We start from the raw sequence: 17,833 nt of genomic DNA, 5'->3' as shown, positions 1-17,833 counted from the left end.
CATTAAATTTTTTTCTTATTGTAAATTTAGTTAACTTTAAGTTAATTTATGGTATTATTACATAATGAATTGCATTAGGAGGTTATTATGGCACGTTCAAAACTTTATTTTTATTTATCATGCATTTTAATTATTATTAGCTTTTATTTTAATACTAGAAACCCTCTATTAAATATGCACTTTAATTCAATGATTAAACTTATTTTTGTTTGTAGTATTATCAATGCTATTATTTTAATAATTGCTATTATCTTTTCTGATAAATCTATTAAGCATTTACATGAAGATTCAGGCTGGATTCGACCAGTTAGTAAAATTTTACCTTATATCATATTAATTGTGATCGCAATTCATATTATAGCTTCTCTTTCAACATTTGGTATTATTTTCTAATTTTTACTACAAAAGTTATACTACTTTTGTAGTTTATTTTTTTGAAAGGAAGAAATCATCGTGCAATATTTATATATTTTTATTGGCGGTGCCCTTGGTGCATTCATTCGTTATCTATTATCTTTTTTAAATACTACTAATGGATTTCCATCTGGCACGTTTATTGCAAATATTATAGGTGCATTTTTAATGGGCTTGTTAGGTTCCTTAGCGATACAGTATTTTAGAAACAGTCCACTACTTAAAAAAGGAATGACTTCTGGGTTTCTTGGTGCGCTTACCACTTTTTCAACGTTTCAATTCGAGCTTGTCGGCATATTACAACAACAAGCATATGTAATGTTCATAACCTATGCTTTACTCAGTTACATCATAGGTATATGGGTTTGTTATGTCGGAGTTAAAATGGGGGAACGTTTATCATGAGTCAAATATTTTTAGTTATGTTAGGTGGCGGAATAGGCGCAGTTATTCGTGCTGTTGTTACTAACTTCTTTAACAATAAAATTGATAGTACATTAGCTATTGCAACACCTGTCGTAAATATTTTAGGTAGTTTTTTGATTGGTTTGCTCATGGGACTTACTTTAAATATTTCTTGGATTAACGCATTTTTAATTGTTGGCGTTCTAGGTGGACTAACAACTTTTTCAACTTTGTCATCAGAGTTAGTTCAAATGTTAACAGTAAACAAGCACGTATTTCACTTTATTGTTTATTCAATTTTACAATATGTAGTGTCCTTCGTCGCATGTTTATTAGGATATTTAATGATTTAACTCACATACTTACATAACAAAAGACCGTAGATATAGGTATAAACCACTATACTTACGGTCTTTTTCAATATTTTATTTCTGATTTTAATGGCCACTATATTCTGAAGGATTTGGGCCTATTCTTTTATCTTCGTTTAAACTATCTAATCGCTCTATGTGTGCTTTAGTTAACTCAAAATCAAATACATTTAAATTTTCTTCAATTCTAGTTGGTGTGACAGATTTAGGTATCACCACTACATCATGTTCAATATTCCATCTAATTATAACTTGTGCAGGTGTTTTATTAATTTCTGATGCTATCGCCTTAACTGTATCATCTTCTAAAATCTGTGCATTCATTAATGGTGACCATGATTCTGCATGTATATTCTGAACTTCTAAATATCTTCTCAATTCTGACTGAGTGAGATAAGGATGAAATTCAACTTGATTAATTACAGGCTTAATCGAAACTTGAGCTAATAATGCTTCTAAATGTTCTGCATTGAAATTACTAACACCAATATTTTTAACTTTATCATTTTTATACAAATCTTCCATACCTTGCCAAGTATCTATCATTAATGCTTCATCTAGACCTGGCCAATGCATTAAATATAAATCTAAATAATCTAATCCAAGTTTACTTAAACTAGTCTCATAAGCTTCAGCTACATTATTACGACCGTAATCATCGAGCCATAATTTAGATGTAATAAAAAGATCGCTTCTATCTAAACCTGTAGAAGCTAATCCTTCTGCAATACCCTGTCCAACCATTTCTTCATTTTCGTATATCATTGCAGTATCAATATGTCTATATCCATTTTCAATTGCATGTTTAACTGCCTTCTTACATTCATCATTATTTTCAACTCGGAAAGTACCTAAACCTATGATAGGCATTTCATTACCATTATAAAAAGTTACAAATTCCAAATTTGAGCTCCCCTTTACTATTAAACTAACTATAATAATAATCAAAATTGGCAAACTATTAAATTAAAATGCCTAAATTTTAATTAATTTGTTTAAAATAGTTATTTATGTCATTAATTTTCGACTAAAACTTAAAAAATATAGACTTAAAAGACTAAAATATCTTTAATCACTTTACTTAAACAAAAACACCTTAAAAATTTAGTTTAAGCAGATTTATTCTAAGATTCATGCCTCTATGGTGTTGTACATAATTAGAATAACATTAATAAATAGTGTATTGGATACACTACTACTGTTACGCAAGTAAAACTGAAACACGATAAATTGAAGCTTGTGTTAAAGAAATACAAGCTAATACGTATGAAATTTTGATATAAAAAAAGCCCATAAATAAATTTTCAAAAAATTCATTTATGAGCCTATTGTATCTAGATTTATATTCTTGATACTTTATTAGTTAAATGTTTCAATTTCATCCATCACACGTTGTAAATCTTCAACATTGTACTGGATACGACCATGAAAAACAAACTTATTAAAGTATTCATCAAGTTGTTCTGGTCCAACTAACACTTTAGAATTGGTACTTTGTGCATAATTTGAAATAGTCACAGCACCTTCATCTTTAGGGTTGAAATATAGGATTGATGTCGGTGTGAACTTCAAGTTTAACTCTGTTTGTAATTCACCAGCTAGTTTTTCAATTTCATTTAAATAATTTGTATAATTCACAAATGATAAAGAATCTTTATCATCATTTTGATCCATTACTAATGTTTGTGCCGTTTGTTTATCAAGGTTTAACGTGTCAAACACTTGTTCCATCATCGGTTGTTCTTTGAATTGGTTAGCATTAATGCCATTAAACACATGACCTTTTAACAACTGAGAATCAATGAGATATAGTCCTGTACGCGTAAGTACTAAATGACTTATACGACGTATATCACTGAAGTTATTTTTAGGTAAGAAAATATTTGCCATGATATGCATATCTTCTGGTCGAATGCGTTTCTCATTAACTAGACGCTCACGAATACCAATTAATCTCATATCCGTTACGTACTCACTTTTATTTTTAGAGAAAAGTTTCAATGCATCTATTTCTTGATCTTTCGCATTTACTGTAGCTTCGTAGTCCTCTTTTTGTTTAGTAACTTGCTTTTTATTTTCAATTCTTTCTTTTTCTAACTCTTCATCATGTTCATCGCTAAGTTTTTGTTCTCTTGATTTATATTGCTCCTCGATGGTTTGCTGTGCTTTTTTCTTACTTTTCAAAGCAACTAAAAATAGGATTAAACAAATAACTGCTACGACTATTGCCACGATTAAACCTATTTCTATCGGGCCAAATGAATTCATAACAACAACGCTCCTTTATGTGTTCAGTAACTTAATTATAATAGATATGAGCTCATCATTCGATAGTAAAGTTAAAAAATAAATACTTCGCGCTTATATTTCTACGCTATCTTTTAATAAATTAACTTTATCTAATTTTTCCCATGGTAACAGTATATCTGTTCGTCCAAAGTGGCCATACGCAGCCGTTTGTTTATAAATTGGATGTTTTAAATCTAACATTTTAATAATGCCTGCTGGTCTTAAATCAAAGTGTTCTCTAACAGCCTCTACTAGTTCTGTTTCACTTACCTTTCCTGTTCCAAAAGTATCTATCGCAATCGAAACTGGTTCCGCTACACCAATTGCATAAGCGAGTTGAACTTCACATTTATCAGCTAAATCAGCAGCAACAATATTTTTGGCTACGTAACGAGCAGCATAAGTTGCTGAGCGATCTACTTTTGTAGGGTCTTTCCCGCTAAAACAACCTCCTCCATGACGTGCATAACCACCGTATGTATCTACGATAATCTTACGACCTGTTAAACCAACATCACCTTGGGGTCCGCCGATTACAAATCGTCCAGTCGGATTAATATAAAATCTTGTATTTTCATCGATTAATCCTTCAGGTACTGTTGGATATATAACATGTTCTTTGATATCAGCTTGAATTTGTTCTAAAGTAGTATCTTCTGCATGTTGAGCTGAAACGACAATTGTATCTATACGATGTGGTTTATCTTGCTCATCATATTCCACTGTTACTTGAACTTTTCCATCTGGGCGCAAATATTTTAAAATATTATCTTTTCGCACATCTGATAATCGTTTAGCTAATTGATGCGATAAAAATATTGGTAACGGCATATATGTATCCGTTTCATTCGTCGCATAACCAAACATTAAACCTTGGTCACCAGCACCAGTTGCTTCAATTTCCTCTTCTGATAAATTGTCACGATATTCTAAAGCATTATCGACACCTTGTGCAATATCAGGTGATTGCTCGTCAATTGCTGTTAATATAGCCATCGTTTGGCTATCATATCCATATTTCGCACGTGTATATCCGATATTTTTAATTGTTTCTCTTACAACTTTAGGTATATCTACATAAGTAGCAGTAGAAATCTCTCCGGAAATTAATGCCATACCTGTAGTTACCGTTGTTTCACAAGCAACCCGCGCATTAGGATCGTCTTTCAAAATTTCATCTAAAATTGCATCAGACACTTGGTCAGCGATTTTATCTGGGTGCCCTTCTGTAACCGATTCTGAAGTAAATAATCTTCTATTATAAGTCATAAATTAACTTGCTCCTTTGTCTTTGATTACGAAAATTCTCTTTGATTGAGCTCATTAAAAAAAGCCTTCTTCACTATATGAATAGAGAGAAGGCCCTTATACGTCCATTCGCTCTTATCGTTCAGACGCTATTTGTCCGCAAACGGTTTGGCACCTTTCTTCATTGTAAGAAGAGGTTGCTGGGCTTCATTGGGTCCATGTCCCTCCGCCACTCAGGATAAGAGAATCCGTTAATCACTATAGTACCGAAACTAAGTAGTAATGTCAATTTGATATTTATTTAATTTCCTTTAAAAATGGTGTGGACTAATCAATCATATGTGTTATACTCTGTAATTGTAAAGGCTTACATTAATTTAATAGCGTTGGAGGGATTTAGTATGGCGGTAGATACATACACTTACACAAAAAAAGTCCAAAATATTTTGGACAAGAAGTCTTCATTATTTCAACAATCCACAACACAGTTGTATAAGAAAATTCTTAATAACAATGAAGGAGAATTAACCGAACTAGGTGCAATTAACGCTAAAACAGGTAAATACACTGGTCGTTCACCGAAAGATAAGTTTATTGTTAATGAACCATCATACAGAGATGACATTGATTGGGGAAATATCAATCAACCTATTGAAGAGGACACATTTTTAAAGTTATATGATAAGGTATTAAATTATCTAAATGAAAAAGATGAATTATATGTATTTAAAGGATATGCCGGTAGTGATCAAGATTCACAACTTAAACTAACAGTTGTAAATGAATTGGCTTGGCATAATCTATTCGCACAAAATATGTTTATTCGTCCTGAAACAAAAGAAGAAGCAGAAGAAATCAAATCTGACTTTACTATTGTATCGGCACCATATTTTAAAGCTGATCCAAGTAAAGATGGTACAAATTCAGAAACATTTATTATTACTTCATTTAAACACAAGGTCATTTTAATCGGTGGAACAGAATACGCTGGTGAAATGAAAAAAGGTATCTTCTCCGTAATGAACTACTTACTACCTAAAGATAATATTATGAGTATGCACTGCTCCGCAAACGTTGGTGAAAAAGGTGACGTAGCTCTATTCTTTGGACTTTCTGGAACAGGTAAAACCACGCTTTCAGCAGATTCAACTCGAAAGTTAATTGGTGATGATGAACACGGATGGAATGAAAATGGTATTTTTAATATCGAAGGTGGCTGTTACGCAAAAGCAATCAACCTTTCTTACAAAAAGGAACCTCAAATTTATGAAGCAATTAAATACGGTACGATTTTAGAAAATGTTGTTGTAGATGAAGAAGGCGATGTCGACTTTGATGATAACTATTATACTGAAAATACGAGAGCCGCTTATCCAATCAATCATATAGATAATATCGTTACACCTTCCAAAGCAGCACATCCAAATACGATTATTTTCTTAACTGCTGACGCTTTTGGTGTGTTACCACCTATCTCAAAACTCAGCAAAGATCAAGCAATGTATCACTTTTTAAGTGGATTCACAGCTAAACTTGCAGGAACAGAAAGAGGTATAACTGAACCTGAACCATCTTTCTCAACATGTTTCGGTTCACCTTTCTTACCATTACACGCAAAAGTTTATGCAGACTTGCTAGGCAACTTAATAGATAAACACGATGTAGATGTATACTTAGTAAATACCGGTTGGACTGGTGGTAAATATGGCACAGGACGCCGTATTAGCTTAAATTATACGAGACAAATGGTTAATCAGGCAATTACTGGTCAGTTAAGAGATACAGAGTATATTCAAGATGACATGTTTGGATTAAATATACCAGTGGAAGTTGATGATGTACCTCAAACATTACTAAATCCTATAAATGCTTGGAGTAAGCCAGAGGCATATAGAGAACAAGCGCAAGATTTAAAAGACAGATTTAAACATAATTTCGAAAAATTTGGCGATGAAGTTTCTGATTTAGCACAAAACGGCGGATTTTAAATAAAATACTAAATAAAGCACATGGACCACATTACAATTGTGGTCCATGTGCTTTATTAGTGACTGTTTTATTTTTTTCCACTTTTACCATCCATTGTTTAACTGTAGATAATGCTTTTTTCATCGCAAATGGCCTTGGTACATGGCCTTCATCCATTTGATAAAATGTTTGATAAGTTGTGCCAATATGTTTCAATTGTGTTTCCAAATAATAGGCTTGGTGAATCCCAACTTGTTTATCTTTCCCTCCATGTACTATAAGTATTGGAGGACTATCGGCATGTATATTAATTAACGCATCTCTTTGCTTATATGCTTTTTCTTTTTTCTTTGGATGTCCAACCATCCTTCTCAACATACCTCTTAAATCTATTCTTTCCTCGTACATGAGACGAATATCGGACACACCACCCCAAATAATATAACTAGCTATAGGCAAATCCTGAAATGTAAGTAACCCCTGTAATCCACCTCTAGAAAAGCCTATCATATGAATATAAGCTTCTGGATAAAGTGTATTTAATATTCGAATAGCAACCGTAACATCATTTAAATCTCTACCATAAAATTCATCTTTGCCTTCACTACCATTGTTACCTCTATAATACGGCCCAAATACAAGTGTTTGCGCATCTGAAAATTGCATTAGTCGCCCTGCTCTTACTTTACCGACTTGCCCTTTACCACCTCGCAAATATACAACAATTCGCTTTACACTTTTATGTGGTTGCATTAATAAACCTCTAACATTAATGCCATCTACTTTATAAGTGACTTCTTCAAAAATATGGTCAGGTACTTCTATAGGCATTCTTTTTTTATGCATAAAATCCAAGCTCGATCACTCTCTCTAAACATTGTAAGATTGCAGTATCCTTCAATAAATAACTTTTACGTTCTTCTGCAATGTCTGAAATACTATTGAAAATTAATGGTCCGTCAGTTTCTAAATAATCATTTTTTGTTTGTAATCGATCTACTTTAACCATAAAAACATCTTTTGTGAACGGTATACCATTTTGACGATTAACACAATATTGAGCAATATAATGTTTGTCTTTAATATTTATAAGCGCCCCTGTTTCTTCAAACAATTCCCTTTCACACGCTTGTTCACTCGATTCTCCTTCTTCTCTTTTGCCTCCTGGAAATTCTATGCCCCTTAATTTATGTTTGGTGAAAAGCAATTGTCCTTGATATATAGGAATAACCAAGACATGATCACCATCTGGGATGTCATTTTCATCCTTAAATGATAAATAGACATCATCATTTTCTTTATCTTTAAACTTCACAAACATCAAACTCCCTTTATATATGTTAAACTATCATTGCTATGTAAATTGTTGGAGGCAAAATTTTATGAAAAAAATCTTTCTAGGACTTATCTATATATATCAACATTTCATTTCTCCTATGACCCCGGCTACTTGTCGTTTTTACCCCACTTGTTCTGAATATACTAGAGAAGCCATAGAAGTTTTCGGACCCATCAAAGGTACTTGGTTAGGTGTTAAACGTATTTCAAAATGTCATCCACTCCATAAAGGTGGATTTGATCCAGTACCTTTAAAAAAAGATAAAAAGCATAAACATTAATTAATCTGAGTTAAATTAAACTTGTTTACAAAAGGAGGTTCAAAATAAATTGAGCCTCTTTTTAATATGCCCGAATGCGCTACAATATCATTTTCAAAATAAAATCCGTGTGGTGTAATATCGCTTGGATAAGTAGCATACCGTGCTAATAAAGCTGTAAAATAACGACTTAATCCATATTCATACATACCACCAATGACAAATTTCACATGTTTTTGTTTTAATATTTCAATTATTTCCAAGACTTTATCAATGCCACCTAGTCTGAATGGTTTTAATACCACAACATCAATTTTATAATTTTCAACATAATATAAAATTGCTTTCAATGATACTGCCTTCTCATCAATAGCTATAGGAGGTAATTCAGAATCTTTAAAATCATTTACTTTTTCTATATCTTTAAAAGGTTCTTCTAAATAAAGTATATCGCTGCTTGAAAGGAGCATAACTTTCTCAACTTCACTATTTTTAACCGATTCATTAGCGTCAATGACGATCTGAGGTTTAAATGGCAATCTCTTCAATTGTTTTACATCTTCTAAAATATTTTCAGACCATTTTATTTTTATGCGATGTGGTTGTGTGACTTTTAAGTTGAAAATATGCTTATATGTTAGACCACTAACTGTTGCACCATAGGGTACATTAAACGTTTCTAATTCGTAAAAAGCCTGATAACAGGCCATCACAATCATACTTCGTGTAGCAGGATATATCTCCAAACATTGAAGTGCATTTTGTACATCCGAAAAGCGTTCAAACTCATGGTTTTTAAATGTTTCAAACCACTTTATTGCTTGGTCATAAACTACTTCTATCGTTTCATCTGCATACCAATCTGTTTCAAAAGCGTTACACTCTCCAAAATAATGTATATGTTTATCAGTTATAAACTCAACAAAAAGTGCTTTACGCATGTCCATTTTTACTTTAGGAGTAACGATTGCATGCTTAAAATAATTATTACAAATATAAAGTTTCATTTCGCTCAATTTCATAATTGCTCACGCCTAATTTCTTAAATGTTTTCGTTGCAATTTACCTGTTGATGTATAAGGTAATTCTGTTACATGTTTAAAATATTTGGGGATTTTATACTTCGCTATATGCGTTTTAAAATGTGCCAATAATTCTTCATTTGATAATTCTGTTTTTGAAACATAATATAAATAAGGTACTTCTCCCCATGTACTGTCATGTTCCCCAATACACATTGCATCAATAATTGATGCATGAAGTTTTGCCACAGATTCTATTTGATATGGATATATATTTTCGCCACCGCTAATGATTAAATCTTTTCGTCTGTCATAAATCATTACATAACCATCTTCATCAATTTCTGCAATATCTCCCGTTTTAAAATAGCCATTTTCAAAAGTATCCATTAAATTCTCAGGATATAGATACCCATTCATAACATTTTCACCCTTGATAAGCAGTTCTCCATGTCCTTGATCGTTAGGGTCTTTTATTTTAACAAAAACATTTTCACTTGGTTTTCCGACAGTATCATATCGCTTAGCTAACATATTTGGTGATGCTGTTAAAAATTGAGAGCATGTTTCAGTCATTCCGAATGAATTATAAATCGGCAATTCTGATTTCAAAGCATTTTCAATTAATGTACTAGAAAGTTTAGACCCACCCAACAATATCTTTTGTATATTAAATGGTTGATCCAAACCTTCATCAATTAACCATTTTAAAGTTTGCGGAACCAATGACACATGTGTCGGTAATTCTTTTTGGATTATTTCAAGAATTACTTGTGAATTGAACTTCGCTGCAATACGTACTGTAAAACCTTCCATAAGCGCTCTTAGTATGACACTTAAACCAGATATATGGTAAATAGGTAACACAGATAACCATTTTGTGTCTTGATCAAATCCTAAACTTTCTTTACAGCCAACTGCACTTGCATAATGATTGCTAAATGTTTGAGGAACTGCTTTTTGTGGTCCAGTTGTTCCAGATGTAAACATAATTGAAGCAATTCGATCCAAATTGAATATAGCCTCATACGTGTTGTCAGAAACCTCTTTTTTTAATTCATTAAAGTCAATTATGGCTATATCTTGTAACATTAAATTGTTAGTAGTAATAACTGTATCGGTTTCAATAGAGTATAACTGATTTTGCATTTCTTCTTTGGTTAAACGCGTGTTTAGCATCACTATTTCTACACCTGCTAGCCACAACGCATTAATCAAAGTAATAGATTCAATTTGATTTTCTATATATATACCTATACGTTTTTTTTTCAATTGTTTTATTTGATAAGCTAATCGACTTGCCTCGTAATACATTGAAGCAAAGGTGATTTTATTGGTACCATCATCAATAAATATTTTATCTCCATTTTGTTTTGCTTGTGTTTTCAACCAAAATTCCAATCTGTCATTCCTCCATCTCATTGACTATTATAACGTTTTTACTCTGTTTTAACAGTGTTGATGCATCTTCTTGTGTGTTTAACCTAAATTGTAGTGAACGAATTATAAGCTATTAAAATTTATAAATTCAAATAAATACTTAGTAGTGCACTTAAAGCATAAACAAAAGTTAACGAAAAAGTAACTTATTTTATCGTATAAGCAAAAAAATAACAAAACATAAAATTGAGCTATATACAAAAAAGCAAAATCTTAAAAATTGAATAAGTGCATGACTATGAGAAGCCAAAAATTCGTGTTTTGTAACCTACTGATAATACAAAACTAATATTCACACTAATTGATATCAAATCATGTATAAAATTGTGATAATTTATATTGTATACCACAAATTATGATGATATGATAATGAAAACGAATTCATTTTCAGATAATAACAAATGCTTAAACATAACTTTCTCTACGAAAGCACTTTTCAATATCTTATTGCAATCATCCATTGTGGGTTCGAATCCCTCACTCTCCGTTTACTTAAATCTTGTTAAATGAAAAGGAAAAGTAAGCGTTTTTAATTTTATATATGATGAAGGAGTTAAAATAAAATGAAATTTATTAAATACGAAATTGAGCAAGGCTTATATTATGACTTAATAACAATATATGCAAAAACAAACAAAAATACCCCGTTTCATTTCACTTTTTCAGAGAGCCATACTCTAAAAGAAGTAAAAGATAAATTAGAAGACATTGCAATTAAAATTGATAAACCATAATACTTGGTATCATTAATCATCTAATAAAGAAACGGCACTCCCCTTTTTGAAAAAAGAACGTGGCTAAACAACGATTTATAATCTATCAATAACAAAATAATAATACTAGAAGGCCTTGCGCCACATGTAATACAGCATTTATTGGTCAACGCTTTGGTTAGTGGCGTAGTATTGTATTTTTTGTGGTCATCTTGACCATGAAATGGCCAAAATATTAGTAGCCTATGCAAAATAAAAACACCGTAACCCTAATATATCAAAGGTTACGGTGTTTTAGAAAAACTCAAATTATGTAATTAACGGAGAGTGAGGGATTCGAACCCTCGAGACGCTTGTGGCGCCTACACACTTTCCAGGCGTGCTCCTTCGGCCAACTCGGACAACTCTCCAATATAGAATTAAAAAAACAGAAGCGATATTTCACTTCTGTTTGTATGACCCCGACGGGACTCGAACCCGTGTTACCGCCGTGAAAGGGCGGTGTCTTAACCGCTTGACCACGGGGCCATGGCTCCACAGGTAGGACTCGAACCTACGACCGATCGGTTAACAGCCGATAGCTCTACCACTGAGCTACTGTGGATTAATTTGAATGGAGCGGGTGATGGGAATCGAACCCACAACATCAGCTTGGAAGGCTGAGGTTTTGCCATTAAACTACACCCGCTTGTTAACGATTATGGGGCGGTTGATGGGAATCGAACCCACGAATGTCGGAACCACAATCCGATGCGTTAACCACTTCGCCACAACCGCCAAAAATAAAATGGTTCAGGACAGAGTCGAACTGCCGACACATGGAGCTTCAATCCATTGCTCTACCAACTGAGCTACTGAACCCTAATGATAAAATCATAATGGCGGTCTCGACGGGAATCGAACCCGCGATCTCCTGCGTGACAGGCAGGCGTGTTAACCGCTACACTACGAGACCAAATTATGTAATTGCGGGAGGCGGATTCGAACCACCGACCTTCGGGTTATGAGCCCGACGAGCTACCGAACTGCTCCATCCCGCGTTAATATTATTAATGACGCCTACCTAACAAATATACCATAATGTCATTACAAAATCAACATTATTTTAAAATTAGTTTACAAATAATTAATTGTTAATTAAAAATTAAATGTCATAATTGGTGGTTAAGCCCACCTCATTTCTGAATACTTATTTAGTATATAAACTTTTATTACTTTCGTCAATGCTTTCACTAAAGTATTTTGTGTAAAAACGGAATATAACTATAATATTATAATTTTAGTTGAGAAATGACACAAATTTATTTATTTTTATAGCTTGCCGAAGTTTATTCACCAGAATTGTTGGCAAGCTATAAAGAGTTATTCACTTTATAATTAAAATATGGAAATTATTTTTCTTGCTCTATGCGCGATGTTTATCACTATCCAATCTATTTACTCATAATACCCATCATTTTACTTTGCAAGTTTGTAAATGTAGTGAAACCGTCATCTTCCATGAAGTGTCCTCCAAAATCAGTGACTTTACACTTGCCATCTAACGCGTCCATTAAACGCTTTGTTTCTTTGTAAGAAACATGTTTATCATCTTTTGCACACAAACCATAAAATTCATTCACTTTTTCTTTAACTTTATCATAGTCGATGATTTTATCATCTAATTTTAACGACTCATCAATCTCTTGTGCATCCTCTTTAAACCCTGAAATACTAAATAAGCCTTCTATATTGCTTAAGTTTTTACTTTGGATAAATTCAAGTGATGCAATTGTACCAAAACCATGAGTTACAAAATAAGTATCTTGTTTACGGATATGAATTTGTTCATTCATAACATTAATCCATTTACGTATATCACTATTTTGTTCTTCAGGAATATTAAAAAGTGTAACTACATAACCTTCCAAGGTAAGATTATTTGCTAACCATTCATACCAGTGATTCGTTGAATCACCTAACTTTGAGTGTACTATTACTATATCTGTCATAAATCAGTCCCCCACTTTACAAATATTACTATTAAAGTATCTCATATATTTCACATGTATTGTAATTTTCATCTTAATAAAAAAAGCCATTTCTACAATAATTAAAAATTCTCAAGTAGAAAATGACTTTTTATTATCTATTTAAATTTCATTTAAAATCTCTTCCACTGCATCTTTACCTTGTTTTATGCAATCAGGTAACCCTACAGCTTCAAATGATGCACCGGTAATACGTAATTTAGGATAATTATTTCTAATATGTGATTGTATCGCTTTAATTTGTTCAATATGTCCTACTTGATATTGCGGCATACTTTTTGGCAAACGATTTACAATACTGAAATCAGGTGCACCTTTAAAGGTCATCATTTTACTCAAATCTTTTTTTACGATTTTCACGATTTCTTCGTCTGTGTGATCGTCAACTACAGTATCACCTGGTTTACCAACATAAGCTCTAATTAACACTTTACCTTCAGGTGTTGTAAATGGCCATTTCTTACTTGTCCATGTACAAGCTGTAATATTGGTATCACTTGTATGAGCAATAACGAATCCTGTGCCATCATAGTTATTGATAATATTTGTTTCGTCAAATGCAAGTACAACTGTTGCTACTGTAGTAGAATTCATGTTTTTAAAATAATCGAAAGCAGGATCATTACCAAACCATTGTAAGAATTTTTGATGTGGCGTTGTAACTAAAACACTATCATAAATATGCTTTTCGTTGTCTGTTTTTATTTCATATTTTTTCTGTGAAGCAGTAATATCGCGAACAGCGGTTTGATACTTAATATTAACACCTTTTGCTTCCAAATCGTCTTTTAAATGTTCTATAAATGAACTCAATCCATGTCTAAACTGTTTAAATTGTCCCTTAGGTGCACCTGGATAAAGTTCACGTTGTTTGATTCTTTGAGCTTTCTCATATCGCATTCCTTTAATAAGGCTTCCAAATTGTTCTTCTCTCTCTTTAAATTCAGGAAAAGTACTCATTAAACTGAGCTCATCGATATTTGTACCATAAATACCACCCATCAATGGTTCTATTAGATTTTCTAACACTTCGTCACCTAATCGTGTTCTAAAAAACTTACCTACCGACATATCGCTATTCATGTCTACTGTTTTTTTAAACAAATCCATTCCAGCTCTTAATTTACCCAACGGAGAAATTAATTTGGTTTTTAGAAATGGTTTGATGTCAGTCGGTATTCCTAATATGGAACCTCCAGGAATCGGATAGAGCTTGTTTTTGGCATATATATACGATTGCCCAGTTTTATTAGTAATGAGTTGATCTTCAAGCCCTATGTCTTTGGCTATATCTGTCATAATTTGTTTGCGTCCTAAATAGGATTCTGGACCTAATTCAATGGTATAACCTTCATTTCGGTATGTTTGAATTTTCCCGCCTACTCTATTAGAAGATTCATAAATTGTGACATCGATATCAGGTCGTTTAGATTTTATAAAATAAGCACTAGATAGACCAGTGATGCCTGCCCCAATAATTGCGATACGCTTAGTCAATGTAATTCACGCTTCCTTTAATAAACATTTTTTATTTCATCAACGATTGCACCAATAAATAGTGGATCTGTATTAGGCATTGCTGGACGGAAGTAATTAACTCCTAATTCATCACAAATTATTTTACATTCGTAATCATTATCGTATAGTACTTCCAAATGTTCACATACAAAGCCTACAGGTGTATAAATAAAGTTTTTATAATTATATTTTTCGTATAAATTTCTTGTTAAATCTTGAACATCAGGTCCTAACCAAGGTGTACCTGTATTACCTTCCGATTGCCATCCTTCAGCTACATGAGCGATGTTTGATTTAGCTTTTAATAATTCAGCAGTATCATGCAATTCGTTTGGATATGGGTCGTTATTTTTTTCTATAAGACCTTTGGGTAAACTGTGTGCTGATACAACTAAAACTGTCTCATCATGTTCCTCTTTTGGTATTTGCTCTAAAGTTTCATTTACCTTTTCAGTCCAATATTGGATAAATTTAGGTTGTTGGTAATAATGTTCAACATGTTTTAAAGTAATACCATATTTATCTGCTTCTTCTTGTGCACGTTTGTTATAAGAGCCCACTGAAAAACTAGAATAATGTGGTGCGAGTACTACAGTAACCGCTTCTTCTATGCCTTCTTTGTTCATAGCTTTTACAGCATCTTCGATAAATGGATGTATGTGTTTCAAGCCTATATATAACTTGAAATTAACATCTGTATACTGATTATTCAGCTCTGAACATAAAGCCTCAGCTTGTCGATTCGTAGTGCCTGCGAGCGGTGATAAACCACCAATAAATTTATATCTATCTTTTAAATCTTGTAATTCTGCTTCTGTAGGTTTTTTTCCATGTCTAATATCTGTGTAATAAGCTTCTATATCACTTTCTTTATAAGGTGTACCATAAGCCATTACTAATAAGCCTACTGTTTTTGCCATTTTAAAATCATCCTTTTATTTAAATTTTTTAGATGTAGATGACATAATTAATTGTAAATCTTGCTCACTATATTTATGTCTAACTATCTTTGTGTATATTCGTGAACAAATGTAGTAATTCTTTTTAAAGTTTCAGGTTTAACTTGTGGAAAAACACCATGACCTAAATTAAATATATGTTTACCATGAGCTAAACCTTGATCTAAAATAGGTTTTAGTCTTGCTTCTATAACTTCCCAAGGTGCTAACAGTAAAGAAGGATCTAAATTTCCTTGTAAGGTTTTAGTTATATTTAAATCATTAGCTTCCTTAATAGATAGTCTCCAATCTAAACCTAATACATCTATTGGTAAATCATTCCATTCATGTACTAAATGACTTGCACCTACACCAAATAAAATAACTGGCACATCATGTTTCGCTTTAATTCCATTAATCAACTTTTTCATTGCTGGCTTTATATAATATCTATAATCATGTACGTTTAATGCACCAACCCAAGAATCAAATACTTGGATAATTTCTGCACCAGCTTCTAATTGGGCAGTCGTATAAGTGATGGACATATCAACTAAATGATCCATAAGTGCGAACCATGTTGCTTCATCACTATACATCATCGCCTTTGTAAAATTATAATTCTTAGAAGGACCACCTTCAATCATATAGCTTGCTAATGTAAATGGAGCACCTGTAAAACCTATCAATGGCACATTTAATTTTTCTTCAGTTAACAATTTTATTGTATCTAATACATATGGAACGTCTCGTTTTGGATCAATTTCCCCTAATTTTTCAACATCTTGAATAGTTTTAATCGGATTATGAATTACTGGACCTATCCCAGACTTAATTTCTACATCAACGCCTATCGGTTGCAACGGTGTCATGATGTCTTTATATAAAACCGCGGCATCCGTATTATAGTTATCTACTGGTAAATGTGTTACATATGCACATAATTCTGGTTGATGTGTAATTTCAAATAAAGAGTATTGCTCTTTCAATTTTCTATATTCAGGCTGTGATCTACCAGCTTGACGCATAAACCACACAGGTGTGTGTTTAACTTCTTTGCCCTTAATCATATCTAGGATTGTATTATTTTTATTATGCACCTTGTAATCCTCCTACATTATAATCATTCTTATTAATATTACCATATCCATTAATTTACCGTATTCAATGTATAGAAATGTCATAAAAATGACAAAGTGTGTCACTTTATGATCTTAATTATTTGACTATTGTTTTCTATCAGAAATCAATTATAATACTGTTAAAGTCTATTTTACATTTATTTGAAATATTAGAAGTATATATAGTAAATTATAATAGTTATCCAATGTTTCTTAAACAATTCAAGGGGGAAAATTTATGAAAATATACGCATCTTACGGTACATTTGGTTATTTGAATCAAATTAAGCTAAATAATCCGACACATAATCTATTACAATTTTCAGCTTCTGACTCTTCAGTCATTATAGAAGAAACAGAAGGTGAAACTGTTTTAAAACATCCGTTAGCTTATGACATCATTAAATCTGAAGGGAACTTAGATGAAAATTACTTCTATTCTGTTATTTTCATACCAACATCAGAAGATCATGCTTATCAATTAGAAAAGAAATTAGAAAATGTAACAACTGATTTTAAACAATTTGCAGGTTACAGAAGTTATCGTTTTTTAAAACCAAATCAAGGGTTAACATACAAAATTTATTTTGGCTTTAATAGTCGTACAGACTATGAAGATTTCAAAGCCTCTACTGTCTTCCAAGACAACTTTGATAAACTTGCACTAAGTCAATTCTTTGGTTCTAGTGGTCAACATTCTAGTTATTTTGAAAGATATTTATTCCCAATTGATGACTATTAAATAAAAATCGCTACTC

18 protein-coding genes, 8 tRNA genes and 1 riboswitch are annotated in these 17,833 nt (G+C 32.3%); of the genes, 7 read left to right on the top strand and 19 right to left on the bottom strand.

Annotated features, from left to right (window positions below):
- Window positions 1-87: 87 nt before the first annotated feature.
- From KA926_RS09730 to KA926_RS09720, 3 genes are read left to right on the top strand one after another with little or no spacing between them, the layout of a single operon-like run.
- The gene (locus KA926_RS09730) at window positions 88-393 is read left to right on the top strand and encodes a hypothetical protein (RefSeq protein ID WP_107521381.1); all 306 of its coding nucleotides are present in this window, start codon (window positions 88-90) and stop codon (window positions 391-393) included.
- 60 nt (window positions 394-453) lie between these two features.
- The gene (gene crcB / locus KA926_RS09725) at window positions 454-819 is read left to right on the top strand and encodes a fluoride efflux transporter CrcB (protein ID WP_107521382.1); all 366 of its coding nucleotides are present in this window, start codon (window positions 454-456) and stop codon (window positions 817-819) included.
- On the top strand, window positions 816-1,172 hold the full coding sequence (locus KA926_RS09720) for a fluoride efflux transporter FluC (protein WP_210144207.1): 357 nt from the start codon (window positions 816-818) through the stop codon (window positions 1,170-1,172). The genes crcB and KA926_RS09720 overlap by 4 nt, the downstream gene beginning before the upstream one ends.
- Window positions 1,173-1,256: 84 nt before the next feature.
- Here the strand turns inward: KA926_RS09720 and KA926_RS09715 are convergent, their stop codons facing one another.
- From KA926_RS09715 to metK, 3 genes are all read right to left on the bottom strand, one after another.
- Entirely contained in the window at window positions 1,257-2,093 is an 837-nt protein-coding gene (locus KA926_RS09715; RefSeq protein ID WP_107385361.1) for an aldo/keto reductase, read from the bottom strand.
- 456 nt (window positions 2,094-2,549) lie between these two features.
- A complete protein-coding gene (locus tag KA926_RS09710; RefSeq protein WP_019468065.1) occupies window positions 2,550-3,458 on the bottom strand; it encodes a nuclease-related domain-containing protein in 909 nt (302 codons plus the stop codon).
- 93 nt (window positions 3,459-3,551) lie between these two features.
- The gene (gene metK / locus KA926_RS09705) at window positions 3,552-4,748 is read right to left on the bottom strand and encodes a methionine adenosyltransferase (protein WP_107384998.1); all 1,197 of its coding nucleotides are present in this window, start codon (window positions 4,746-4,748) and stop codon (window positions 3,552-3,554) included.
- 111 nt (window positions 4,749-4,859) lie between these two features.
- Window positions 4,860-4,972, bottom strand: a riboswitch (SAM riboswitch).
- A 156-nt stretch (window positions 4,973-5,128) separates the two neighbouring features.
- Here metK and pckA point away from each other — a divergent pair.
- Entirely contained in the window at window positions 5,129-6,715 is a 1,587-nt protein-coding gene (pckA, locus tag KA926_RS09700; RefSeq protein WP_107384997.1) for a phosphoenolpyruvate carboxykinase (ATP), read from the top strand.
- Window positions 6,716-6,746: 31 nt separating this feature from the next.
- On the opposite strand, the gene KA926_RS09695 is transcribed toward pckA, so the two are convergent.
- On the bottom strand, window positions 6,747-7,550 hold the full coding sequence (locus KA926_RS09695; protein WP_181187706.1) for an alpha/beta hydrolase family protein: 804 nt from the start codon (window positions 7,548-7,550) through the stop codon (window positions 6,747-6,749).
- Window positions 7,534-8,016 (bottom strand): RNA deprotection pyrophosphohydrolase, encoded by a 483-nt coding sequence (gene ytkD / locus KA926_RS09690; protein WP_107384996.1) that lies wholly within the window; start codon window positions 8,014-8,016, stop codon window positions 7,534-7,536. Before ytkD ends, KA926_RS09695 begins: the two co-directional genes overlap by 17 nt.
- Before the next feature lie 61 nt (window positions 8,017-8,077).
- On the opposite strand from ytkD, the gene yidD reads away from it, so the two are divergent.
- Window positions 8,078-8,314, top strand: a complete 237-nt coding sequence (gene yidD / locus KA926_RS09685; protein WP_206748476.1) for a membrane protein insertion efficiency factor YidD — start codon at window positions 8,078-8,080, stop codon at window positions 8,312-8,314.
- Here the strand turns inward: yidD and menC are convergent.
- Entirely contained in the window at window positions 8,311-9,315 is a 1,005-nt protein-coding gene (menC, locus tag KA926_RS09680) for an o-succinylbenzoate synthase (protein ID WP_210144206.1), read from the bottom strand. The genes yidD and menC overlap by 4 nt on opposite strands.
- Window positions 9,316-9,327: 12 nt before the next feature.
- On the bottom strand, window positions 9,328-10,716 hold the full coding sequence (gene menE / locus KA926_RS09675; RefSeq protein ID WP_107384993.1) for an o-succinylbenzoate--CoA ligase: 1,389 nt from the start codon (window positions 10,714-10,716) through the stop codon (window positions 9,328-9,330).
- Window positions 10,717-11,318: 602 nt separating this feature from the next.
- On the opposite strand from menE, the gene KA926_RS09670 reads away from it, so the two are divergent.
- Window positions 11,319-11,489 (top strand): hypothetical protein, encoded by a 171-nt coding sequence (locus KA926_RS09670; protein WP_181187705.1) that lies wholly within the window; start codon window positions 11,319-11,321, stop codon window positions 11,487-11,489.
- A 300-nt stretch (window positions 11,490-11,789) separates the two neighbouring features.
- Here KA926_RS09670 and KA926_RS09665 read toward each other — a convergent pair.
- The 12 genes from KA926_RS09665 to hemE all read right to left on the bottom strand — a co-directional run bounded on the left by KA926_RS09665 (window position 11,790) and on the right by hemE (window position 17,054).
- Window positions 11,790-11,878, bottom strand: a tRNA-Ser gene (locus KA926_RS09665).
- Between the two features lie 46 nt (window positions 11,879-11,924).
- Window positions 11,925-11,996 (bottom strand) — tRNA-Glu (locus KA926_RS09660).
- A gap of 1 nt (window position 11,997) precedes the next feature.
- A tRNA-Asn gene (locus KA926_RS09655) sits at window positions 11,998-12,072 on the bottom strand.
- Between the two features lie 10 nt (window positions 12,073-12,082).
- A tRNA-Gly gene (locus tag KA926_RS09650) sits at window positions 12,083-12,156 on the bottom strand.
- Window positions 12,157-12,169: 13 nt separating this feature from the next.
- Window positions 12,170-12,245, bottom strand: a tRNA-His gene (locus KA926_RS09645).
- Between the two features lie 11 nt (window positions 12,246-12,256).
- Window positions 12,257-12,329, bottom strand: a tRNA-Phe gene (locus tag KA926_RS09640).
- 18 nt (window positions 12,330-12,347) lie between these two features.
- Window positions 12,348-12,423: transfer RNA gene (locus tag KA926_RS09635), tRNA-Asp, on the bottom strand.
- A gap of 11 nt (window positions 12,424-12,434) precedes the next feature.
- A tRNA-Met gene (locus tag KA926_RS09630) sits at window positions 12,435-12,508 on the bottom strand.
- A gap of 393 nt (window positions 12,509-12,901) precedes the next feature.
- Window positions 12,902-13,459: an alpha/beta hydrolase gene (locus KA926_RS09625; RefSeq protein ID WP_107385218.1), complete on the bottom strand. Its 558-nt coding sequence runs from the start codon at window positions 13,457-13,459 to the stop codon at window positions 12,902-12,904.
- 141 nt (window positions 13,460-13,600) lie between these two features.
- Window positions 13,601-14,995: a protoporphyrinogen oxidase gene (hemY, locus tag KA926_RS09620; RefSeq protein ID WP_210144205.1), complete on the bottom strand. Its 1,395-nt coding sequence runs from the start codon at window positions 14,993-14,995 to the stop codon at window positions 13,601-13,603.
- 17 nt (window positions 14,996-15,012) lie between these two features.
- Window positions 15,013-15,936: a ferrochelatase gene (gene hemH / locus KA926_RS09615; protein WP_181187703.1), complete on the bottom strand. Its 924-nt coding sequence runs from the start codon at window positions 15,934-15,936 to the stop codon at window positions 15,013-15,015.
- Between the two features lie 83 nt (window positions 15,937-16,019).
- Window positions 16,020-17,054, bottom strand: coding sequence for a uroporphyrinogen decarboxylase (gene hemE, locus KA926_RS09610; protein WP_210144204.1), 1,035 nt, complete (start codon window positions 17,052-17,054; stop codon window positions 16,020-16,022).
- Between the two features lie 259 nt (window positions 17,055-17,313).
- Here hemE and KA926_RS09605 point away from each other — a divergent pair, with 259 nt between their 5' ends.
- Window positions 17,314-17,817: a signal transduction protein TRAP gene (locus KA926_RS09605; RefSeq protein ID WP_107385222.1), complete on the top strand. Its 504-nt coding sequence runs from the start codon at window positions 17,314-17,316 to the stop codon at window positions 17,815-17,817.
- Window positions 17,818-17,833 lie beyond the last annotated feature (16 nt).

Source organism: Staphylococcus sp. GDY8P94P, assembly GCF_017892255.1.
GTDB classification, from domain to species: Bacteria; Bacillota; Bacilli; order Staphylococcales; family Staphylococcaceae; genus Staphylococcus; species Staphylococcus cohnii.
This window is presented reverse-complemented; position numbering and strand designations above follow the sequence as displayed.